Raw genomic sequence first — 19,950 nt, 5'->3', positions numbered from 1 at the left:
ACGACGTCGCCCTCGATGAGGGTCGCGTTCCAGTCGAGCTCGCCGGTGAGCGTCCGCGACGCGACGAGCTTCTCGATCGGGTTGATGAAGGCGCCGAACGCGTCGTCGGCGGGCGCCTGGGGCCAGTACGACGACCAGTCCTCGTAGCCGTGCCGGCCGAGGACGGCCGTCGTCACCGTCTCCATGAGGCGGGTCATCCCCGCGCCGAGCTCGGCGTCGAAGCTGTCGAACTGGAACAGGTTCGGCGCCTCCACGACGCCGCCGACGGACGCGAACAGTCCTGCGGTGATCCGGCGCATGCGGCTCCTCCTCGAGCTCGGTGTGGGCGCCATGATCCGCGATGCCGTGCCCGCCGTCTACGGGCACTCCGGTCCGAGCTCTGGTTAACCGCTTTACACGACCCCGATCCGGTGTTAGCGTCGCCGCCATCGGGTGCGCGACGACGCCTCCCGGATGCGTGCGGAGCTGGCGGATCACGGTGTCGTCGAGCCCCGGACCGCACCTCAAGGAAGAGACCACGCGATGTCCCCTCGATCCACCGCCCGCCGCCGCCTCATCGGCGCCGCCGCCTTCGCGGCCACCGTCCCCCTCGTGCTCGCCGGCTGCTCCGGCGGCGGGGAGGCGGATCCTCGTCCGGCGGGGATCCGAAGACGATCACCGTCACCGACTACTACAACGAGGGCAACGACGACACCGTCATCGGCGACACCCTCCAGAAGTGCGGCGAGTCGTCGGGATCACCATCAAGCGCACGTCGATCCCGGGCTCGAGCCTCATCCAGAAGGTGCTGCAGCAGGCGTCGTCGAAGACGCTGCCCGACGTGCTCATGCTCGACAACCCCGACCTGCAGCAGATCGCCGCGACCGGCGCGCTCGCCCGCTCGAGGACTTCGGCATCTCCACCGACGGCTACGCGAAGGGCGTCGTCGACGCGGGCACCTACGAGGCAAGACGTACGGCCTCGCGCCGACCGTGAACACGATCGGCTGTTCTACGACAAGGCCATGCTGGCCGACGCCGGGATCCAGCCGCCACGACGTGGGACGAGCTGAAGACCGCGGCCGCCGCGCTCAAGGACGGCGACCGCTACGGCATCGCGATGGACGCCAACGCCACCTACGAGGGCACCTGGCAGTTCCTGCCCTTCATGTGGTCAACGGCGGCGACGAGAAGGACATCGCCACCCCCGAGACCGCGGAGGCGCTGCAGCTCTGGACCGACCTCGTGAAGGACGGCTCGGCGTCGCAGAGCGTCGTCAACTGGACCCAGTCCGACGTCAACGACCAGTTCATGGCCGGCAAGACGGCGATGATGATCAACGGCCCGTGGCAGATCCCGCGCTCACCGAGTCGGGCGTCGACTACGGCATCGCCAAGCTGCCCGCACCGAGGCCGGCGGCACCGCCGTCGCCCGCTCGGCGGCGAGGTCTGGACCGTGCCGCAGACGGGCGACAAGGAGAAGCAGGCCACGGCCGCGAAGGTCGTCGAGTGCCTCAACTCCGACGAGAACCAGCTCGAGATGGCCAGCAAGCGCTTCACGATCCCGTCGAAGACCGCCGTCGCCACCGAGTTCGGCCAGCAGGTGCCCGAGGAGCAGGTGTTCGTCGACCTCGTCGCCGACGCCCGCGCCCGCACCGGCGAGCTCGGCGCCGACTGGCCGAAGGCCGCACGAAGATCTACACGGCCGTCCAGTCGGCGCTGACCGGTCAGTCCTCCCCGGAGGACGCGCTGAAGAACGCCGAGCAGGGCTGATGGCGACGACCGCCGTCCCCGCCCGCCCGACCGCGCAGGCGGCCGGGCGGGCCCGGGGCGCCGGGGACGCCGCCGCCGCGCGGGGCCCCGTGCGTCGCCGTCCCCGCTTCCGGTGGGAGCGCTTCTTCCAGGCGATGTTCCTGGTGCCGGCGGTCGTGTACCTCGTGCTCTTCTTCGGCTATCCCGTCGTGAAGAACATCGTCATGAGCTTCCAGGAGTACACGACGACCACCTTCTACACGGGCGAGGCGCCGTGGGTCGGGTTCGCGAACTACGCATCGGTGCTCTCGTCGGGGATCTTCTCGACGGCGCTCCTCAACACGTTCCTCTTCACGATCGGCTCGATCCTCGGCCAATTCGTCATCGGGCTCGTGCTGGCGCTGTTCTTCCGCCGGTCGTTCCCGCTCAACGGGCTGCTGCGGGCGCTGCTGCTCCTGCCGTGGCTGCTGCCGCTCATCGTCTCGAGCGCGGTGTGGAAGTGGATCCTCGACCAGGACTCCGGCGTGCTCAACCAGTTCCTGCTGGGCACGGGCGCGGTGCAGGACCCGGTGCCGTGGCTCACGAGCCCGGCGTTCGCGCTCATCACGGTGATCGCCGTGAACGTGTGGATCGGGATCCCGTTCAACACGACCATCCTCTACGGCGGCCTGCAGGACATCCCGCCGGAGCTGTACGAGGCCGGATCCCTCGACGGGGCCACCGGCTGGCGCGGCTTCCGGCACATCACCTGGCCGCTGCTGCGACCCGTGGTGGGCGTCGTGCTCGTCCTCGGCGTCGTCTACACGATCAAGGTGCTCGACATCATCCTGGGCCTCACGAACGGCGGGCCCGCGAACTCGACGCAGACCATCGCGACGCAGTCGTACACGCTCTCGTTCCAGCAGTTCGACTTCGGGTCGGGCGCCGCCCTCAGCAACATCCTCATCGCCATCTCGGCGGTGTTCGCGGTGGTCTACCTCCGCGCCAACAGGAAGGCCGTCGATGACTGACACCGCCGAGCGCCTCGCGCCACCCGCGCCACGCCGCCTGCCGCACCCGGTCGGGTCCCGCCGACCCCGCGCCGACCGCAGCTGGATCTCGACCGTCGTCGGGATCGTGATCCTCGCCGTCATGCTGTTCCCCGTCTACTGGATGGTCAACATCTCCCTGCAGCCCGCGGGCCCGGCGATCCAGGCGGCGTGGTTCCCGTTCGAGGCGCAGTTCCAGGGCTACGCGACCGCGCTCTCCGAGCAGGGGCAGGCGCTCGGCACGAGCCTCGTGATCGCGCTCGGCAGCGTGGTGCTCAGCCTCGCCATCGCGACCCCGGCGGCGTACGCGCTCGCGCAGTTCCGGTTCCGCTGGATCAACATCGTGCTGTTCGGGATCCTCATCTCGCAGATGATCCCGGGCATCGTCGTCGCGAACGCGCTCTACGCCGCGTACAACGACGTCGGGCTGCTCAACTCCATCCCGGGCCTGATCCTCGCGGACTCCACGGCCGGCATCCCGTTCGCGATCCTCATCATGCGGGCGTTCATGGCGGGCATCCCGCCGTCGATCATCGAGGCCGCGAAGGTGGACGGCGCCGGGAACTTCCGGGCCTTCCGCTCGATCGTGCTGCCCGTGAGCCTCAACGCCGTGATCACGGCCGGGCTCTTCACGTTCCTCTTCACCTGGAGCGACTTCCTGTTCGCGCTGACGCTCACGACGACCGACGACGTGCGCCCCATCACGCTCGGGATCTACCAGTACATCGGCACGTACACCGCCGACTGGAGCACGGTGATGGCGACGGCCGTGCTCGCGTCGCTGCCCGCGATCGTGCTGCTCCTCGCGGCGCAGCGCTTCATCGCGGCGGGCGCGACGGGCGGCGCGGTCAAGTGATCCGGCTCCCGCCCGCCCGCGCCCCCGACCCGCGGCGCGCCCCCGCCGACCTGCCGCACGACCCCTCCGAGAGAGAGACACCATGACCGACACCGCATCCCCCTCCGCGTCACCGTCTGGGGCGAGAACCGTCACGAGCAGATCGAGCAGCACGTCCGCGACCGCTACCCGACCGGGATGCACGGCGCCGTCGCCGAGGGCGTGCAGGAGAACCTGCCCGCGGCGCACGTCGAGATCGCGACCATGGACCAGCCCGAGCACGGCCTCACCGAGGAGCTGCTCGCGCGCACGGACGTCCTCACCTGGTGGGGCCACGCGGCCCACGCCGAGGTGGACGACGAGATCGTCGCGCGCGTGCACCGCCACGTGCTCGACGGGATGGGCCTCATCGTCCTGCACTCCGGGCACTGGTCGAAGATCTTCACGAAGCTGATGGGCACCACGTGCACGCTCCGCTGGCGCAGCGAGCACGACCGCGAGCTCGTGTGGACCGTGAACCCGCAGCACCCCATCACCCGCGGCGTCCCGAACCCCATCGTCATCGACGAGCAGGAGATGTACGGCGAGTACTTCGACGTGCCCACGCCCGACGAGCTCGTCTTCATCTCGGGCTTCACCGGCGGCGAGGTGTTCCGCAGCGGCATGACCTACCGCCGCGGGTTCGGCCGGATCTTCTTCTTCTCGCCCGGCGACCAGGACTTCCCCGTGTACCACCACACGGACGTCCGCCGCGTGATCGCGAACGCCTGCGAGTGGGCGCGGCCCGACCGCCGTGAGACGCCGACGCTGCTGCGCTACGAGCTCGGCGAGTACTACGACGGCACCGACTACGCCGGGGCGCTCGAGCGATGACGGACGTGGAGGAGCGCGCGGGCGCCGCCCACCGGATCGTCGCGCCCGCCGACGGCGCGCCCCTGCGGGTCGTGCAGGTCGGCGCGGGCGGCATGGGGCAGCAGTGGTTGCAGACCATCGCGGAGGATCCCGACGTCGAGCTCGTGGGCGTCGTCGACCTCGACGAGGAGGCGGCTCGGGCGGGCGCGTCCGCGCACGGGGCGTCGGCCGAGGCGTCCACCGACCTCGGCGAGCTCATCGCGCGGGTGCGGCCCGACGCGGTGATCGACGTCACCATCCCGCGCGCGCACCACCCCGTCACCACGCAGGCGCTGTTCGCGGGATCCCGGTGCTCGGCGAGAAGCCCGTCGCGCTCACGGTCGCCGAGGGGCTGTCGCTCGCGGCGGCCGCGGAGATCACGGGCGAGCTGTTCATGGTCAGCCAGTCGCGCCGCTACAACGACCACCTCGTCGCGCTGAAGCGCCGGGCGGCCGACCTCGGCGGCGTCGGCATCGTCACGACGGAGTTCTTCAAGGCCCCGCACTTCGGCGGGTTCCGCGAGGAGATGGACGACGTGCTGCTGCTCGACATGGCCGTGCACCAGTTCGACGCCGTGCGGTACCTGCTCGACGCGGATCCCGTGAGCGTCTACTGCGAGTCGTACAACCCCGCGTGGAGCTGGTACCGCGGCGACGCGGGCGCCACCGCGGTCTTCGCGTTCGAGGGCGGCGTGCGCTACGTCTACACGGGCAGCTGGTGCAGCCCGGGCGCGGAGACGTCCTGGAACGGATCCTGGCGGGCCAGCGGCGCGCACGGCACCGCGCTCTGGGACGGCGATCACGCGCCGACGAGCGAGATCCCGGACGCGCCCGACGGCCCGCCCGCGGAGCCTGCGCCCGCCGAGTCGGTGGGGGTCGAGATCGCCGGGTCGCTGCGCGCGTTCGTCCGGGCGCTCCGCACGGGCGAGCGGCCGCACGGCGAGGTGCACGGCAACGTGATGAGCCTCGCGATGGTGGAGGCCGCGATCGAGTCGAAGGGCACGGGCCGGCGGCTCGCGATCGACGACGTGCTCGAGCGCGCCTACGCGACCGCGCTCGCCGACGAACGGCGCGACGACGTGCGCGCGCGGCTCGAGGCGTGGCGCGAGCGGGGCGTGCGGGAGGCGCTCCAGGGGCCGCCGGCCTCCGCGGGCGCCGCGGCCGTCGCCCGCCCGGCCGCCGCCGGGTAGCCTCGTCGGGTGGGGATCCAGTGACCGGCGACGAGACGGGCCGCGCCGTGCCGCTCGCGCCGGATCCCCGCTCCCGCGAGATCCCGCCCGCCGGCGACGCCCGCTCCCGCGGCACCACGCCCGACCACGTCCGCCGCTCCAACCTCGCGACCGTCCTCCAGATCGTGCACGAGACCGGCCCCGCGTCCCGCTCCGAGCTGACGCGCGAGACGGGCCTCAACCGTTCCACCATCGCCGCGCTCGTGGGCGAGCTGCAGGAGCTGGGGCTCGTCGTGGAGTCGGAGCCGCCCGGCACCAACCGCGTCGGCCGGCCAAGCCCCATCGTCTCGGCCGACCCGCGCGTGGTCGTCCTCGCGGTCAACCCCGAGATCGACGCCGTGACGGTCGGGCTCGTCGGCCTCGACGGCGTGGTGCAGCAGCGGATCCGCCGCGACACGGACGGGGTGCCGACCGCCGCGCAGGCCGCCCGGGTCGCCGCCGCGATCATCGACGGGATCCGCGCCGACCTCCGTGCCACCCGGCCCGACGCGCGCGTGCTCGGCATCGGCGTCGCGGTCCCCGGCCTCGTCCGCTTCGACGGCGGCATCGTCCGCCTCGCGCCGCACCTCGGTTGGGTGGACGAGCCGTTCGCCGCCCTCCTGGCCGAGGCCACCGGGCTCCCCGCGCTCGCCGCGAACGACGCGAGCCTCGCGGCCGTCGCGGAGGGGCGGTTCGGATCCGGCCGCGACGTCGACGACCTCGTCTACCTCAACGGCGGCGCGTCGGGCGTCGGCGGCGGCGTGCTCATCGGCCGGCGCCCGTTCGGCGGCGCCGAGGGCTACGGCGGCGAGCTCGGCCACACGCTCGTCGACTCCGGCGGCGAGCTCTGCCACTGCGGCGCCGTCGGCTGCCTCGAGACGACCGTCGGGCAGGACGCGCTGCTCGAGGTCACGGGCCTCCCGCGCGCCCGCGCCGACGAGCTGGGCGACGTGCTGGCGGCGGCGCTCGAGGCGGGGGATCCGCCGATCACCCGCGAAGTCGAGCGGCAGATCGACAACCTGGCCGTCGCGCTGCGCAACGTCGTCAACATCTTCAACCCGTCGCTCGTGGTGCTCGGCGGGTTCCTCGGGTCGCTGCACGCGGCGGACCCCGACCGGATCCTCGCCCGCGCCACCGCCCAGGCGCTCCCCGGCGCGCGCGAGGCGCTGCGGATCCGCCGCGCCGCCCTCGGCCCCGACCGGCTGATGATCGGCGCGGCCGAGCTGGCCTTCGCGCGCGTGCTCGTGGATCCGTCGGGCGTGATGCGCGCCGCCGCCGACGCGGAGCGCACCACGGCGTGAGCGCGCCGGTGGATCTCGTGATCCTCGACGGCGACGGCGTGCTCGTCGACAGCGAGGTGCTCGCCGTCGAGGTCGACCGGCGGGTGCTCGGGGAGCTCGGCTGGGACGTCACGACCGAGGAGATCGTCGAGCGCTTGGTCGGGAAGTCGCACGCGGCCTTCACCGCGGAGGTCGCCGCGCACCTCGGCCGCGACCTCGCCGACGACTGGGACGCGCCCTACGCGCACTGGTACGGGGAGGCCTTCGAGGAGCACCTGCGGCCGGTCGACGGCATCGCGGAGGCCCTCGACGCCATCGCCCTGCCGACGTGCGTGGCATCCAGCGGCGGCCACCCGAAGATCCGCGCCGACCTCGCGCGCACGGGTCTGCTCGGGCGCTTCGACGGCCGCATCTCGAGCGCCACCGAGGTGGCGCACGGCAAGCCCGCGCCCGTCCTCTTCCTCCTCGCGGCGTCGCGGATGGGCGTGGATCCCGCGCGCTGCGTCGTCGTGGAGGACAGCCCGTACGGCGTGCAGGGTGCGCTCGCCGCGGGCATGCGCGCGCTCGGCTACGCGGGCGGGCTCACCCCGGCCGACCGCCTGCGCGATGCCGGCGCCACCGTCTTCGACGACATGCGCGACCTGCCGCCGCTGCTGCGGGAGCTCGCGGGCTGAGCCGGAGGGCCCCGCCCGGTCGACGGCGGCAGGGTCACCCCGCGCTGACGGCCCGCCGCCGCACCAGGCGGACGACGAGCGCGCCGAGGATCCCGACGACCACCGCCACCGCGAGCTGCCCGAGCGCGCCGCCCTGGCCTCGGAGCACCTCGCCGCCCACCATGCCGCCCGCCTGCACCAGCTCGAGCGGGTAGCGCAGCAGGCTGCGGTTGCCGAGGGCGTAGGTGACGCCGACCACCACCGCCGTCCCGAGCCAGAGCAGCAGCACCGCGACGACCGACCCGATCACGCGGCCGACCGTGCGCAGCCCCGTGAGCGCGATGGCGACGCCGAGCACGACGGGCGGCACCCACGAGATCACGGGCAGGATCGCGTACGCGGTGTCGCTCAGCAGCCCGCCATCGCCGGGGGACACGAGCCCGCCCAGCCACTCGCGGAGCAGCACGACCGGGACGGCCGCCGCGACGACGGCGAGACCGGCGGGCGCGCGGGCGACGAGGGCCGCGACGACGCCGGCGAGCAGCACCATCGCCGCCGTGCCGACGACGAACGCGACGAGGTGCACCTGCGCCTCGCTGATGCCGGCGCCCGTGCGGTTCCCCCCGGCAGAGACGTCGTCCATGCCCAGCCCGTCGGCCGTGACCACGGACGTCTGCACGAGGGCGACGACATGGACGAGCAGGAGGCCGGCCACGACGAGCCAGGAGCCGTGCCGGGGGAGCCGCGTGCGGAGGGCGCGCGCCGCGGCGCCCGCGATGCCGCCGCCCACGAGGATCACCGCGGCCAGCAGGCCCGCGGTGTACTGGTTGAACGGCAGCAGCGCGATGGGCATGTCGGCCGCGGACGTGATCTCCTCCCGCCACAGGTTCTGCAGCGGGAGGCGCAGGCCCGCGAGGATCCAGGGCAGCAGCCCGAGTACCGCGGCGGCGACGCCGACGGCCAGGGCGAGGAGCGCGCCGCGGACGCCGGGGATCGCACGATCCGCGGGCCGGTCGAGGGTCGTGTCGGGCGCGGGCGCGGCGTCGGGCGTCGTCATCCGCCCACGCTAGCGACGCGGTCGCCCACGCCGCGCGCCCCCGATCGGGACGGCCTGTGCACTCCCGCGGCCACCCGGGCGCGTCGTCTGCCTATGCTCGCGGCACCCGACCGACCGACCCGATCGCCCGACCCGACCCCATCCGCACGCTCCTGAAGAACGGATCCGCCATGCCCCGCCGCGCCCTCATCGCCACGTCCGCGTTCGCCGTCACCCTCGCCGCTCTCCTCGGCGCCGCCGCACCCGCGCAGGCGTGCCCGCGCGACCCGGCGGAGCAGCAGGCGGTCACCGCCGTCGCGTCCGCCGCGCTCGACCGCCTCGAGATCGCCGACGACGTGGCCGCGTCGAAGTGGCTGTCGGGCAAGGCCGTCGCGGATCCCGCGCGCGAGCAGGCCGTCGTCGACGCGACGATCGCCGCCGCGAAGGCCGACGGGGTCGACCCGGTCGCGGCCGAGCGCATCATCCGCGCGCAGATCCTCGCGAGCAAGCAGGTGCAGTACGCGCTCATCGTCCGCTGGCACGCGCACCCCGACGAGGCGCCCACCACCGCGCCCGACCTCACCACGAGCGTGCGCCCGCGCATCAACGCGGTCGACGCCCGGCTCGTCCCGGCCATCGGCGCCGCGTCCGCCGCGCTCGACGACCAGCAGTGCGGCCACCTCGTGAAGGACGCCCGCGGCCAGCTCGGCCAGGGCCTCGACGACGCGCACCGCAAGGCCTTCCGCACGGCCCTCGCCACCGTCTGCACGCCGGAGTCCTGAGCCGGCCCTCCCGACCCGGTCGGGTCAGCTGCCCCGACGCGCTGGCCCGGCCGACCCACCCCTGCGCGCGTCCGTCCTCCGGGGCGGGCGCGCGCTCTCGTGCGCGGCCCGCGTCCGGCGGCCTGGCCGCGCGGCCCGAACATGATCACGGCGACGCCGAGCAGGCAGACGACGGCGCCGATCACGTCCCACCGATCGGGCCGGTATACCACCACGGCTTCCCCTCGCGCACCGCCTGCCAGACGAGCCAGGCGCCGCCGATCTCGGCGACCGCGGCGAGGGCGAACAGGATCACGGTGCGCAGCAGCATGCTCCGAGCAGGGCGGAGCCGGACGGGCGGGTCAGCGGGTCAGGCCACCGTCAGCCCGTGTCACGCGGTCGACGCGATGTCGGCCGCGAACGCCGCCACCCGATTCCGCAGGTCGTCGATGAGCTGCGCGGTCGCCGCCGCGGGGTCGAAGCCGAGGTACGGGATCGGCCGGGGCTTCCGCACGTTCGCGCTGCACTCGAAGTCGGTGCAGACGAGCGTGCCGACGGTGTTGCCGTTGCGGCCGGCCGCGCCCGCGCGGCGCGCGCCGTAGAACACGACGGGGTTCGGCAGGCGCACGTCCTGGCACCACGTGCACTGGGCGCGGGATCGCGGGGCGGTCGACGACTGCTGCAGCAGCACGCCGATCAGCTCGTCGCCCACGGGCGCGACGACGATGCCGCGCTGCGGGGCCTTGGGGTCGCGCCAGCCGAGGAAGTCGAGGCGGTCCCAGGCGAGGTCGGCGAAGCCCTCGGGGAGGCGGAGGTCGCGGGCCTCGCGCTGCGAGGCGTTGACGAGCGAGGAGCGGATGGCGGATTCGGTCAGGGGGAGCATGCGGTGCCCTTCGTGCGGGGTCGCGGCGGTGCCGCGGGAACGGGTGTCGGGACGGCGGCCGGATCCACGTGGATCGACGGCGCGCCGGGTGCGGCCGGCCCTCGCGGGCGCGGCGACGGATCCGGTGACTACCTGGTGCCGGCGGACGTGCCGCCGACGACCTCCCCACGCCCCGAGGGCGTCGTGCTGCTCGTGATGCTCACGCGACAACGGTACCCCGCGTGGGGGAATGCGCATCAGGCGCTCGCGCCCGGCCACACGTAGTCGAGGTCGTCCGGATCCCCCGGGAACGCCGGCCGGTACAGCTCCGGCGCCTTGGCCAGCAGCTTCGAGCGGTGGGAGAGGTGCAGCTCCGCGCGGCCCCACCACGGCGGCAGCTCGATGCGACCCTCCGTGTAGGCGACGAGGTCCTCGGGCACCTCGGCGATGACCGCGAGCGTCTTCTCGAAGCACGTGTCCGCGAAGCCGCGGCGGGTCCACTCGGCGCACGTCGCCTCCTGGTACTCCATGAGCGCGGGCCGGTAGCCGCGCCACATGCGCGTGACGGGGTGGCTCTGCCAGCCGTAGCCGGCGACCGTCACGGCCTTCATCACCTGGAGCGTCTCGACGCGCTGCTTCCCGAGCCGCTTGTCGTCGAGCACGGCCATGCTCTCCGCGAGGTCGGGATAGGGGAGGAACGTCTGCACGCCCCCACTCAACTCCGGGGGCGGGCGAGCCGGGTCAGCGCGACCAGGCGTACGGCGTGGTCGTCGAGCAGGCGACGAGGCCGGAGCGCTCGAGGATGGGGCGGGAGAAGTCGGTCGAGTCGCTGTGCATCAGGGTGCGGCCGGCGGCGAGGGCCGAGCGCGCGCGGGCCGCGGTGAGGGCGCGGTAGATGCCTCGCCCTCGCCACTCCGGCAGGGTCGCGCCGCCCCAGAGGCCGGCGAAGTCGGATCCCGCGACGGGTTCGAGCCGGCCCGCCGAGACGATCCGCCCCTCGGCCCAGGCAGCCCACATCTCCATGCCGTCGTCGAGACCGAGGCGGCGGATCATCGCGTCGGCCTGGTCGGTGGAGTCCACGTCGCCGAAGACCTCGGCCTGCATGGCGCTCATCGCCCGCACGTCGGCCTCCGCGGTGATGCGCCGGAGCGTGACGCCCGCGGGCAGCGGCACGTCGACCGCGAGCGCCCGGGCCTCCCCGAGCATGATCGACTCGCGCTCCTCGGGGACGAAGCCGTTCGCACGGAGGACACGATCGAGCCCGGGGGCGCGGTCGTGCCCGCGGGTCTTCCACTCCACGGTCGTGATCGCGGGGTCGTCGCGGAAGCGCGCGAGCGCGGTGGGGACGAGCTCGCGCAGGCCGGCCTCGTCGAGGCCGCCGAGGTCGGCGTACGTGACGAAGCCGCGCCCGCCGGGGAAGACGGCGAGGCGCATCGGGCCGAGCACCCGCACGTCGAGCGCGTTCGGCGTCTCGGAGTCGGTGCGGAGCTGGGCGTCGTAGGCGGCGAGCAGGGCGGCGGCGGATCCGGCGGTGGGGGTCACGCGGTTCACCGTACGGGCACGGGCAGCCAGGCGAGCTCGACGCGCACGGCGTCCTCGCCGAACGCGATGCGCTCGCCGGCGGGGTGCTCGCGCCCGTCCACGCGCACGGACGCCGCCCGGGGCAGCCGCAGCGCCGTCCCGCCGGCGGGCGCCAGCCACCCCGCGCCCGGCACGCGCCGCACGGCGAGCGCGGCGCCGTCGGGATCCCAGTCGAGCCGGTCGACGACCAGCCCGCCGCGCGCGCGGAGCCCGGTGACGGATCCGCGCGCCCACGCCGCCGGCAGCGCCGGGAGGACCGCGAGCGACCCCGCGTCGGATCCGAGCAGCATCGCCGCGACGAGCGCGGGGAGGCCGCCGCTCGCGTCGAGGTTGAAGAGGCGGCCGGCGTCATGCCGGCTCGTGAGGGCGGGGCTCCAGTGGTCGACGGCGAGCCACTCGACGCACGTGAGCGCGGACTCCGCGTCACCGAGGGCCGCGGCCGCGAGCCCCACCTGCACGAGGCCGAACGCCATCTCCATGCGGCCGGGCGGTGGGGTCGGGTCCTCGGCGCGCCACGCGATCTCGGCGGCGACGGTGGCGGCGGCCGCGGCGAGGAGGCGGGCGGCGTCCCGGAGGATCGTGACGTCCATGGTCGCGTCGGTCGCCGCGGGGACGCGCTCGCCGCCGTGCCCTGCCACACGCCCTGCAGGGTGGCCGGCAGCTCGCCCGTGGAGGAGATGATCGCCGCGCGGCCGCTGGTGTACGCGACCTCGACGACGCGGCGACGGGCGGCGGGGTCGCCGGCGCGGGCCGCCGCCCAGAGGTCCTCGGTGGTGGTGGGGTCGGCGTCGGCGTCGCTCGCGGGCGCCTCGCCGTGGAGGTCGAGGGCGGATGCGGCGACGAGCCGGGCGTGCGTCGCGCGCTGTGCGGCGCGCAGGTCCTCCCACGCGGGCATCGCGGCGGGCGGACCGTCCGGGGTGGGATCCGCGGCGGCGGGACCCGTGGCGACGGCCAGCCGCAGCAGCCGCGTCGCGCCCGGGCCGGTGCGGATGCCCGTGCGCGCGGATCCGCCGTCGACCTCCCAGGCGACGCCCGCGTCGACCGCGCCCGGAGCGTCGACCGCCGTGACCGTCCGCAGCGCGTCGTCGCCCGCGCCGGCCTCGGCCGCGAGGATCCCCCGCGCGCCGCCCGCGACCGACGCGCGCACCGCGGCGGACGCGTCGGGCCCGCCCGTGTACGCGGCCGTCGCGTCACCCGCGCCGAGGCCGAGCTCGACGACCGCCTCGGAATCCCGGTCGGACTCGAGCGCCATCCAGCACGCCGTCCCGTCGCGCGGCGCGATGAGGCGCAGCGCGTGCCGGCCGCTCGCGAGGTCGGTCCACGCGATGGCGGACTCGCCGCCGACCGGGTCCATGGTGCGCCGCATGTCGGCGACGCCACCCGCGGTGCGGATCACGAGGGTCGCGCAGATGCCCAGCGGATCCGTCCAGACGAGGTCGTCGCCGTAGCCGCTGTCGCGCGCGCCCGCCATCAGCTCGGCGCTCGCCGTGTCCGGGTCGCCCGCGAGGAGGGCGCGGCGGATGGCGCCGAGGCGGGGCCGCAGGTCGGGCGCGTGCGGTCGCGGGTTCACCGGCGGGAACCAGAGCTCGTGCGCGAGGGAGACGGTGATCGCGTCGGCCGGCCCGTGCGCGACGGCGCCGACGCGCCCGCTGCCGACCACGACGCCCTCCTCCCAGGTCGGCGCCGCGGTCGCGGTCGTGAAGGCGGCGGGGAGGTGCGCGTCGTCGCGCGAGGGCGATCCGATGATCGGGTCCTTCCGGTCGGGTGTCGGTTCGTCGCGGGCGGCACCACGGTACCCGGCGGCGTCGCGCTCGCGAGCGGGTCGTCCCGCGCGGGAGGGCGGGGCGGATCCCGACGGCGCCCCGCCCGCGCGCCCTAGGATCGCGGGATGCTCGGACCCCTCCCGCGCCTGGATCCCCCCGCCCGGCGCATCCTCATCGGCGCGGCGTCGGGAGCGGGCAAGACCACGCTGGCCCGGCGGGTGCAGGAGCGCACGGGCCTCCCGCACACCGAGATGGACGCCCTCTTCCACGGTCCCGCGTGGACCGAGCTGCCCACGTTCCGCGACGACGTCGAGGCCTTCTCGTCGCGCGACACCTGGGTCACCGAGTGGCAGTACACGACCCAGCTCGGGCAGCTCCTGCCGTCGCGCGCCGACACCCTCGTGTGGCTCGACCTGCCCGTGGCGGTGCAGATGGGGCGCCTGATCCGCCGGACGGTCGTCCGCCGCTGGCGCCGCGAGCCGCTCTGGCACGGCAACGTCGAGCCGCCGATGCGCACCGTGCTCACCGACCCCGACCACATCGTGCGGTGGGGGTGGCGGGGGCGCGCGAAGGTGCGGAAGCGCGTGATCCTGGCGGCGATCGAGCACCCGCACCTCCGGATCGTGCGGCTGCGCTCGACCCGCGACGTCGATGTGTGGCTGCGCGGGCTGCCGGCGGCGGGTCAGCCGAACGCGGGTCAGCCGCCGGAGCCGCCGGCCGCAGCGGGGTAGAGGTCGCTGCACCACATCCCGGCCGGCACCGGGCCGTCCATCGACAGCTGCGGGAAGGAGCCGAGCTGCGGCGCGTCGGAGACCATGTCGGCGCCGTTCACGGCCGACCAGAGCGTGCCCGCGAAGTCCTCGCGCGTCGGATCCTGGTCCGTCGCCCACAGCGCCACGCGACCGTCGGACGCCGGCCCGGCCTCGGGGTCGTCGCCCACGGGCCCGATCGTCCCGGCGAGGGTCCAGACCTGCTGCTCCTCGTCCCACCGGGTCTCGAGCCCGTCGAGCCGCAGTCCGGGGAACGGGCCGTCGTGCGCGGCGATGCTCGCGTTCACGGCCGCGAGCGCGTCCGCCCCGTGTCCGGGCGCCGCGCACCCGCTCAGCGTGAGGACGGCGGCGGCGCACAGGCCGGCCCAGGCGACGGTGATCCGCGGAGCGCTCATGTCCGGACCCTAGGGCGTCACGCGGCCCGGGCGGCGGGCTCGCGGCGATCCGCACCCGGACTGGAGTGGTCGGCGGCGGGCCCGGTGTCCGCCGCGTCCCCGGCGCGTGCCGCTGCCCGCCGCGCCTCCGTCGCCAGCACCACCGCCACGCCCGCGCCGCACAGCACGAACCCCGCGAGCGTCACCGCCGTGATGCGCTCCCCGAGCAGCAGCGCGCCCGCCGCCGCGGTCGTCGGCGCCACGAGGAACAGCAGCGCGTTGAGCGCCGTGATCCCGACGCGCTCGAGCAGCCACCAGTACAGCCCGTACGCGCCCAGGGTCGGCACGAGGGCTGCGACGGCGGTGGTGATCCAGAACGCCGGATCCGCGGGCGGCGCCAGCGTGCCGGTCGCGACGGCGGCCACCACGAGCGCGACCGTCGTGACGACGACGTGCACGGTCAGCGTCACGAGCACGGGCGGACGGCCGGACGACCGGCGCTCGAGGAACGTCCCCGCGACCAGGCACGCCATCGCCGCCGCGGGCAGCAGGTACGCGACGGGATCCGCATCCGCCGCCCCCGCCTGCGACCGCACCACGAGCACCACGCCGACGGCGCCGAGGGCGAGCCCGGCCCACTGCGCGCCGCGCACGCGCAGCCCGAGCAGCGGCCCGACGAGCGTCGCGACGACGAGCGGCTGCACCGCGTCGATGAGCGCCGTCGTGCCGGTCGCGATGCCCGCGCCGATCGCCGCGTACACGAAGGCGCAGTAGCCGAGCTGCGCGCACGCGCCGATGAGCGCCTGCCGCCCGAGCGTCCGCGGCGCGATCCCGCGCGCCGCGCCGGTCGCGACGACCACCGCCACGAGCACCACGGCGAGCGGCGCGAACCGCCAGACGAGCAGCGTCGTCGCGGGCACCTCGACCGTGCCGACGGCCGCGATGAGGAAGCCCGAGCTCCACGCGAGCACGAAGCCGGCGGCGGCCACGGCGGTCACGAGCGGACGAGGTATACCGATCTGTCTACTTGTCATGGGCTCGACTATACAGACCGGTAAATTCGACGCATGCCCACCGCCGTCCCCGACCTCGCCCCGCTCACGCCCGGGGCCCGCCGCGTGCTCGACGCGGCGTCCGAGCTCTTCTACGCGCGGGGGATCCACGTGGTCGGCGTCGACGCGATCGCCGCGGCCGCCGGCGTCACCAAGAAGACGATCTACGACCGCTTCGGCTCCAAGGAGCAGCTGGTGGTGGCGTACCTGCAGCACCGCGACGCCCGCTGGCGCGAGCACCTCGCGGCACGGCTCGCGCGCACGCCGGAGCCCGGGATCGACCGCGTGCTGGCGGTGTTCGACGCGGCCGTCACGTGGGCCGACGCGAACACGCCCAAGGGCTGCAGCGCGATCAACGCGCGCGCGGAGCTCGGCGAGGGCGACCTGGGCGACGAGGACGACGGGCACGACGTGCTCCCCGAGGTCATGCGGCAGAAGGCGTGGATGCTGGACCTGCTGCGCGACCTGTGCCGCGAGGCCGCCGTGCCGGATCCGGCCGCCACCGCCCGCACGCTGATGCTGATCTACGAGGGCGGCCTCGTGACGCTCGGCATGGGCACCTTCGCCCGGCCGATGGCGGTCGCGCGCGACGCCGCGCGCGGGCTGCTCGCGGCGGCGCTCCCGGCGGAGGCGGGCCGGTGAGCGACGAGGCGCCGTGCCCGTTCGCTACGGCTCCGACCCGTTGCCCGGCTTCGCCTCACCCGAGGATCGCGCGGAGTACGCGGGTCTGCTGTGGGGTGCGCTCCCGGCGTGATCCCCGGATCCCCTCGGCGGCGCGTCCTCCCTCTCGGCCGGGCGCGGTCGCGCGGCGGCCGGGCGATCCGGGTGGGACGCCGAGAGCGGCGTGCGACCGGGGTCGCACGCCGCTCTCATCGGGCCCGGAGGCCGTGCGTCGGATCTCGCGGGGGCAGGAGCTGGCGGAGTCGCTGATCGCGGCCGACACCGGCTGGGCCGGGCGGACGTGCTTCTCGTAGGCGCTGTTGCCGTCGAGGTAGGTCTTCAGGAAGTTCGTCACCGCGTCGCGGACGGTGCCGTCGGTCTTCGCCCGAGCCGCGTAGTGGTCCGCGCCGCGGAGCTCCAGGTACTGCCTGGGGGTGGAGGCGGGGATGGGCTCGTCGGCGGGCTCGCCCATGAACGACGCCGGGGCGGTCGTGTCGGCCTGGCCGGTGATGACCAGCGTGGGCGTGGTGATGGTGGGGTACGTCGGCGACGGGGTGGGGTGGTACGGGTCGGTCGCGTCGGCCGGGAAGTCGTCCGGCATGAGGGCGACCGCGGCCTTGAGGCCGTGCTGCTCCACGGCGGCCTGCAGGGCGCCGCCGCCGGCGAGCGAGTAGCCGACGACGCCGATGTCCGCGGGTTCCACCTGGTCCTTGACCGGGCTCGCGGTGGCGAGGTACTTGGCCGCGGCGAGCATCTCGTAGGAGCGCTGGTTCGGGAGGTCGTAGCCGCCGAGGGTGTCCATGTCCAGCACGATGGAGCCCTCGCCGGCGAGGTCCTTGGCGAGCCAGCCCAGGACGGACTGGTCGCCCTTGAGGCCCGGGGCGACGACGATCGCGCCGAGGGTCTTCTTGCCCGTGTCCTGCGGGGCGTAGAGGGTGGCGTCGCCGAAGCCGCTGCCGTCCGTGGCGGGGATCGTGTGCTGGCTGAGGGGGTACGGCGCGTGGTGGTGGGCGGACGCGCTGTCCGCGGTGGCGGCGTGGGCCGGGGTGGCGGCCTGCGCGGCGGTGGGGACGCCGAGGAGGGCGAGCGTCGCGAGGGCGGGGACCGCGACGGGGCGGGTGCGGAAGGCGGAGCGGGTGACGGACATGGTCGTGTCATCTCTCTGTCGTGGGCAGTGATCGGCGTCTCGGCGGGAAGACCCTCGCCGGACCGCGATGACCACAGGGGCGCGGTCCTGAGAACCGTTCCCGACCGTCCTCAGACCCGGCCGCCCGTGGACAGACGGAGCGCGGGACGCGCGATCGTGCTGCGGGGGAGGGGGCACCCGATCCGCCCGGATGCGGACGGTCACCCGTCGCGGGACGTCGACTCCATGGCCAGGGTGCTGCGGAACGCGGCGCGTGTGCTCCTGGCGAGGTCACGGGGCGCGGCGGCGAGGATCCGGCCGCTGGAGTAGCAGGCGAGGGCGAGCTGCGCCGCCGTGGTCGCGATCGTCGGGGGAGCGCCGTGCTCGACGAGCGCCTGTGCGAGGGCGGTCGCGATCTGCTGGTCCTTCAGCGCCTCGCGTGCGCGCAGCTCGTCGTGCGCGCCGAGGAGGCGCGTGTGCCGCTCGTACGCGCCGAGGTCGGCGGTCGCCTGCTCGCACAGCCGGAGCACCAGGGGCTCGAGCGCGCGGAGGGCGCCGGCGAGGCCGTCCACGGGCTGCGGGGGAGACCACGCCCCGGATGTCGCGTCGGCGATCGCGTCGAACATCGCCTGCTCCTTGGCGAAGACGACCTCGGTCTTGTCCCCGAAGTGCCGGAAGAACGTGGTGCGCCCCACCTCGGCGCGCTCCGCGATGTCCGTGACGGAGACGCGGTCGAAGCCCCGCTCGGAGAAGAGGGCATCCGCGGCGTCGATGATGCGGTTCCGTGCCGCGCGCTGCTTCCGCTCGATGAGCGACAGGGAGGGTGCCTCCGTCTCCGAGGTTCGCTCCGCCATGCGCCGACACTACCATCCGCGCGATCCGGGTCCCGTAATGTACCGAGTCTGTTACGGTACTCAGTACCAACCCAAGGAGGAACCATGCTCACCGCCCTCGATCGCCAGCAGATCAACGAGACGCTCGCCCGCCATGCCCACGTGGTCGACGAGGACCGGCCGGACCTGCTCGGGGAGGTGTTCACCACCGATGCGACGTACGACATGACCCGCTCGGGGATGGGCGCCTTCCAGGGCATCGACGCCATGCGCGCCGCGGCGGAGAGGATGTCCGCCGCCGGCGTCGCTCCCCTGTCGCACTTCGTGACGAACGTCGTCATCACGGAGACCGGGGCGTCGACCGCGTCGGTCCGGTCCAAGGGGCTGATGATCATGCGCGACGGCGGACTCCACGCCGTCGTGTACGACGACGGGGTCGAGCTGCACGACGGGCGCTGGCTGATCGCGAGCCGGGTCATCTCGCCCGTCGCGGCCGCGACGGCGGACGTGGGCTGACCGAGCGCCGAGCACGACCCCGTCACGAGGGAGGGGAGGAGGAGCGACCCGAAGCGCTCCTCCTCCCCTCCCTCGTGGGACGGACGCCTACTTCGTCGGCGTCGCCTTCACCAGGAACTCGACGGTGCCCTTGTCCTGGACGCTCACGAAGCCGAGGCTCGGGGCCTGGACGCCGTAGTCGGAGAAGGTGACGGGGATGGATCCGCTGATCTGCACGCCGTCGCCCGAGAGCGCGGCCTGCAGCGGCACCGTGACGGTCTGCGTCACGCCGTGCATCGTGAGCTCGCCGGTCGCGTCGACCGTCGCGACCTGGCCGCTCGCGGGCACGGCCGCGTCGACCGGCTGCGTGAGCGTGAAGGTCGCGTCGGGGTACTTCGAGACCTCCATGGCGGTGCCGCGGAAGTACTCGTCGCGGGGTGCCGCGTCGGTGGCGATGCTCGCGACGTCGACCTTCACGGTCGCGGCCGTGAGGGTGGATCCGTCGACCGTCACGTCGCCGGTCACGTCCTCGGTCTTGCCGACGACGGTCACGTCGGTGCCGTTGAGCACCTCGGCGACGCGGTAGCCGGCGGTGCTGCCGGTGCCGATCTGCCACTCGCCGGACAGGTCGCTCGTGTCGAGCGTGGAGTCGGCGGGGTCGGCCGAGACGGACGGGGCGGCCGCAGGGGGGCCGACGATCGCGTCGCGGTAGATCGCGGGGCCGAACGCGGCGGCGCTGACACCGAGCACGACGACCACGGCCGCGCTCGTGCCGAGGATGATCTTGGTCTTCTTCTGCATGGGGGTCTCCTGATCCGGATGGTGCGTCTTCGTCCGCCGCGATGTGACGCGCCGACATGGAGGACGACGGACCAGCCGCGGAGAACGTTCACGGGTTCAGGGTCCTGCCAGGTTCGCGGCGATCGCGGGCGGCGGCGCCCCACGCGCGGACCGCCCGCCGACGAGCGTCGGCGGGCGGTCCCGGTCGTGCGTGCGGCGCTCCCGCTCCGCGGA

The 19,950-nt window shown here is 74.5% G+C and carries 22 protein-coding genes and 3 pseudogenes; 12 read left to right on the top strand and 13 right to left on the bottom strand.

What is annotated here, in order from left to right:
• A partial coding sequence (locus B5P21_RS15620; RefSeq protein ID WP_487006716.1) for a dihydrofolate reductase family protein occupies positions 1 to 299 on the bottom strand: 299 nt, incomplete at its 3' end.
• Positions 300 to 718: 419 nt separating this feature from the next.
• Between B5P21_RS15620 and B5P21_RS17425 the strand changes: the two genes are divergently transcribed.
• From B5P21_RS17425 to B5P21_RS15585, 8 genes and pseudogenes are all read left to right on the top strand, one after another.
• Positions 719 to 1,051, top strand: coding sequence for a hypothetical protein (locus tag B5P21_RS17425; protein ID WP_246865312.1), 333 nt, complete (start codon positions 719 to 721; stop codon positions 1,049 to 1,051).
• A gap of 97 nt (positions 1,052 to 1,148) precedes the next feature.
• A complete protein-coding gene (locus B5P21_RS17420; protein WP_246865311.1) occupies positions 1,149 to 1,700 on the top strand; it encodes an extracellular solute-binding protein in 552 nt (183 codons plus the stop codon).
• A 49-nt stretch (positions 1,701 to 1,749) separates the two neighbouring features.
• Complete coding sequence (locus B5P21_RS15610; RefSeq protein WP_045526280.1) at positions 1,750 to 2,739, top strand: carbohydrate ABC transporter permease; 990 nt, start codon at positions 1,750 to 1,752, stop codon at positions 2,737 to 2,739.
• A complete protein-coding gene (locus B5P21_RS15605; RefSeq protein WP_094170622.1) occupies positions 2,732 to 3,613 on the top strand; it encodes a carbohydrate ABC transporter permease in 882 nt (293 codons plus the stop codon). The genes B5P21_RS15610 and B5P21_RS15605 overlap by 8 nt, the downstream gene beginning before the upstream one ends.
• Before the next feature lie 96 nt (positions 3,614 to 3,709).
• The gene (locus tag B5P21_RS15600; RefSeq protein WP_094171369.1) at positions 3,710 to 4,465 is read left to right on the top strand and encodes a ThuA domain-containing protein; all 756 of its coding nucleotides are present in this window, start codon (positions 3,710 to 3,712) and stop codon (positions 4,463 to 4,465) included.
• Positions 4,462 to 5,672, top strand: a pseudogene (locus tag B5P21_RS15595) (Gfo/Idh/MocA family protein). Before B5P21_RS15600 ends, B5P21_RS15595 begins: the two are co-directional and overlap by 4 nt.
• A 20-nt stretch (positions 5,673 to 5,692) precedes the next feature.
• The gene (locus B5P21_RS15590; protein ID WP_172457203.1) at positions 5,693 to 6,991 is read left to right on the top strand and encodes an ROK family transcriptional regulator; all 1,299 of its coding nucleotides are present in this window, start codon (positions 5,693 to 5,695) and stop codon (positions 6,989 to 6,991) included.
• Positions 6,988 to 7,644 (top strand): HAD family hydrolase, encoded by a 657-nt coding sequence (locus tag B5P21_RS15585; RefSeq protein WP_045526286.1) that lies wholly within the window; start codon positions 6,988 to 6,990, stop codon positions 7,642 to 7,644. Before B5P21_RS15590 ends, B5P21_RS15585 begins: the two co-directional genes overlap by 4 nt.
• A gap of 34 nt (positions 7,645 to 7,678) precedes the next feature.
• Here B5P21_RS15585 and B5P21_RS15580 read toward each other — a convergent pair whose 3' ends face one another.
• On the bottom strand, positions 7,679 to 8,680 hold the full coding sequence (locus tag B5P21_RS15580; RefSeq protein ID WP_045526287.1) for a hypothetical protein: 1,002 nt from the start codon (positions 8,678 to 8,680) through the stop codon (positions 7,679 to 7,681).
• A gap of 170 nt (positions 8,681 to 8,850) precedes the next feature.
• Between B5P21_RS15580 and aroQ the strand changes: the two genes are divergently transcribed.
• Positions 8,851 to 9,441, top strand: a complete 591-nt coding sequence (gene aroQ / locus B5P21_RS15575) for a gamma subclass chorismate mutase AroQ (protein ID WP_094171370.1) — start codon at positions 8,851 to 8,853, stop codon at positions 9,439 to 9,441.
• 116 nt (positions 9,442 to 9,557) lie between these two features.
• On the opposite strand, the pseudogene B5P21_RS15570 reads toward aroQ, so the two are convergent.
• From B5P21_RS15570 to B5P21_RS17710, 6 genes and pseudogenes are all read right to left on the bottom strand, one after another.
• Positions 9,558 to 9,751 (bottom strand): annotated as a pseudogene (locus B5P21_RS15570) (YnfA family protein); the annotation flags it as partial.
• Between the two features lie 60 nt (positions 9,752 to 9,811).
• Positions 9,812 to 10,303 carry an FBP domain-containing protein gene (locus tag B5P21_RS15565; protein ID WP_094170620.1) on the bottom strand — a complete coding sequence of 164 codons (492 nt, stop codon included), beginning with the start codon at positions 10,301 to 10,303 and terminating at the stop codon, positions 9,812 to 9,814.
• A gap of 236 nt (positions 10,304 to 10,539) precedes the next feature.
• Positions 10,540 to 10,989: an MSMEG_6728 family protein gene (locus tag B5P21_RS15555; protein ID WP_045526294.1), complete on the bottom strand. Its 450-nt coding sequence runs from the start codon at positions 10,987 to 10,989 to the stop codon at positions 10,540 to 10,542.
• A 34-nt stretch (positions 10,990 to 11,023) separates the two neighbouring features.
• Positions 11,024 to 11,824 (bottom strand): GNAT family N-acetyltransferase, encoded by an 801-nt coding sequence (locus B5P21_RS15550; protein ID WP_045530083.1) that lies wholly within the window; start codon positions 11,822 to 11,824, stop codon positions 11,024 to 11,026.
• Between the two features lie 5 nt (positions 11,825 to 11,829).
• Positions 11,830 to 12,501, bottom strand: coding sequence for a glycoside hydrolase family 95-like protein (locus B5P21_RS15545; protein ID WP_045526296.1), 672 nt, complete (start codon positions 12,499 to 12,501; stop codon positions 11,830 to 11,832).
• Between the two features lie 596 nt (positions 12,502 to 13,097).
• A pseudogene (locus B5P21_RS17710) lies at positions 13,098 to 13,523 on the bottom strand (glycoside hydrolase family 95 protein); the annotation flags it as partial.
• A gap of 228 nt (positions 13,524 to 13,751) precedes the next feature.
• Here B5P21_RS17710 and B5P21_RS15530 point away from each other — a divergent pair.
• Positions 13,752 to 14,357, top strand: a complete 606-nt coding sequence (locus B5P21_RS15530) for a P-loop NTPase family protein (protein ID WP_045526300.1) — start codon at positions 13,752 to 13,754, stop codon at positions 14,355 to 14,357.
• Here the strand turns inward: B5P21_RS15530 and B5P21_RS15525 are convergent.
• Together B5P21_RS15525 and B5P21_RS15520 are read right to left on the bottom strand one after the other, a co-directional pair.
• Positions 14,324 to 14,791, bottom strand: a complete 468-nt coding sequence (locus tag B5P21_RS15525) for a hypothetical protein (RefSeq protein ID WP_045526302.1) — start codon at positions 14,789 to 14,791, stop codon at positions 14,324 to 14,326. The genes B5P21_RS15530 and B5P21_RS15525 overlap by 34 nt on opposite strands.
• A gap of 17 nt (positions 14,792 to 14,808) precedes the next feature.
• The gene (locus B5P21_RS15520; RefSeq protein ID WP_045526304.1) at positions 14,809 to 15,804 is read right to left on the bottom strand and encodes a DMT family transporter; all 996 of its coding nucleotides are present in this window, start codon (positions 15,802 to 15,804) and stop codon (positions 14,809 to 14,811) included.
• Between the two features lie 33 nt (positions 15,805 to 15,837).
• On the opposite strand from B5P21_RS15520, the gene B5P21_RS15515 reads away from it, so the two are divergent.
• Entirely contained in the window at positions 15,838 to 16,464 is a 627-nt protein-coding gene (locus B5P21_RS15515) for a TetR/AcrR family transcriptional regulator (protein ID WP_045526306.1), read from the top strand.
• A 55-nt stretch (positions 16,465 to 16,519) separates the two neighbouring features.
• On the opposite strand, the gene B5P21_RS15510 is transcribed toward B5P21_RS15515, so the two are convergent.
• Both B5P21_RS15510 and B5P21_RS15505 read right to left on the bottom strand, forming a co-directional pair.
• Positions 16,520 to 17,629 (bottom strand): poly(ethylene terephthalate) hydrolase family protein, encoded by a 1,110-nt coding sequence (locus tag B5P21_RS15510; RefSeq protein WP_210433766.1) that lies wholly within the window; start codon positions 17,627 to 17,629, stop codon positions 16,520 to 16,522.
• Between the two features lie 200 nt (positions 17,630 to 17,829).
• The gene (locus tag B5P21_RS15505; protein WP_045526308.1) at positions 17,830 to 18,462 is read right to left on the bottom strand and encodes a TetR/AcrR family transcriptional regulator; all 633 of its coding nucleotides are present in this window, start codon (positions 18,460 to 18,462) and stop codon (positions 17,830 to 17,832) included.
• 84 nt (positions 18,463 to 18,546) lie between these two features.
• Between B5P21_RS15505 and B5P21_RS15500 the strand changes: the two genes are divergently transcribed.
• Complete coding sequence (locus B5P21_RS15500; RefSeq protein ID WP_094171368.1) at positions 18,547 to 18,957, top strand: nuclear transport factor 2 family protein; 411 nt, start codon at positions 18,547 to 18,549, stop codon at positions 18,955 to 18,957.
• An 87-nt stretch (positions 18,958 to 19,044) separates the two neighbouring features.
• Here the strand turns inward: B5P21_RS15500 and B5P21_RS15495 are convergent, their stop codons facing one another.
• Positions 19,045 to 19,737, bottom strand: coding sequence for a YceI family protein (locus B5P21_RS15495; protein ID WP_094171367.1), 693 nt, complete (start codon positions 19,735 to 19,737; stop codon positions 19,045 to 19,047).
• Positions 19,738 to 19,950 lie beyond the last annotated feature (213 nt).

The organism is Clavibacter michiganensis subsp. insidiosus (assembly GCF_002240565.1).
Lineage (GTDB): Bacteria > Actinomycetota > Actinomycetes > Actinomycetales > Microbacteriaceae > Clavibacter > Clavibacter insidiosus.
This window is presented reverse-complemented; position numbering and strand designations above follow the sequence as displayed.

Bases quoted from the DNA above. Each gene is read 5' to 3' on its own strand.
- B5P21_RS15610 (WP_045526280.1), top strand. From the start codon at position 1,750: ATGGCGACGACCGCCGTCCCCGCCCGCCCGACCGCGCAGGCGGCCGGG.
- B5P21_RS15605 (WP_094170622.1), top strand. From the start codon at position 2,732: ATGACTGACACCGCCGAGCGCCTCGCGCCACCCGCGCCACGCCGCCTG.
- B5P21_RS15580 (WP_045526287.1), bottom strand. From the start codon at position 8,680: ATGACGACGCCCGACGCCGCGCCCGCGCCCGACACGACCCTCGACCGG.
- aroQ (WP_094171370.1), top strand. From the start codon at position 8,851: ATGCCCCGCCGCGCCCTCATCGCCACGTCCGCGTTCGCCGTCACCCTC.
- B5P21_RS15565 (WP_094170620.1), bottom strand. From the start codon at position 10,303: ATGCTCCCCCTGACCGAATCCGCCATCCGCTCCTCGCTCGTCAACGCC.
- B5P21_RS15530 (WP_045526300.1), top strand. From the start codon at position 13,752: ATGCTCGGACCCCTCCCGCGCCTGGATCCCCCCGCCCGGCGCATCCTC.
- B5P21_RS15525 (WP_045526302.1), bottom strand. From the start codon at position 14,791: ATGAGCGCTCCGCGGATCACCGTCGCCTGGGCCGGCCTGTGCGCCGCC.
- B5P21_RS15520 (WP_045526304.1), bottom strand. From the start codon at position 15,804: ATGACAAGTAGACAGATCGGTATACCTCGTCCGCTCGTGACCGCCGTG.
- B5P21_RS15515 (WP_045526306.1), top strand. From the start codon at position 15,838: ATGCCCACCGCCGTCCCCGACCTCGCCCCGCTCACGCCCGGGGCCCGC.
- B5P21_RS15510 (WP_210433766.1), bottom strand. From the start codon at position 17,629: ATGTCCGTCACCCGCTCCGCCTTCCGCACCCGCCCCGTCGCGGTCCCC.
- B5P21_RS15505 (WP_045526308.1), bottom strand. From the start codon at position 18,462: ATGGCGGAGCGAACCTCGGAGACGGAGGCACCCTCCCTGTCGCTCATC.
- B5P21_RS15500 (WP_094171368.1), top strand. From the start codon at position 18,547: ATGCTCACCGCCCTCGATCGCCAGCAGATCAACGAGACGCTCGCCCGC.
- B5P21_RS15495 (WP_094171367.1), bottom strand. From the start codon at position 19,737: ATGCAGAAGAAGACCAAGATCATCCTCGGCACGAGCGCGGCCGTGGTC.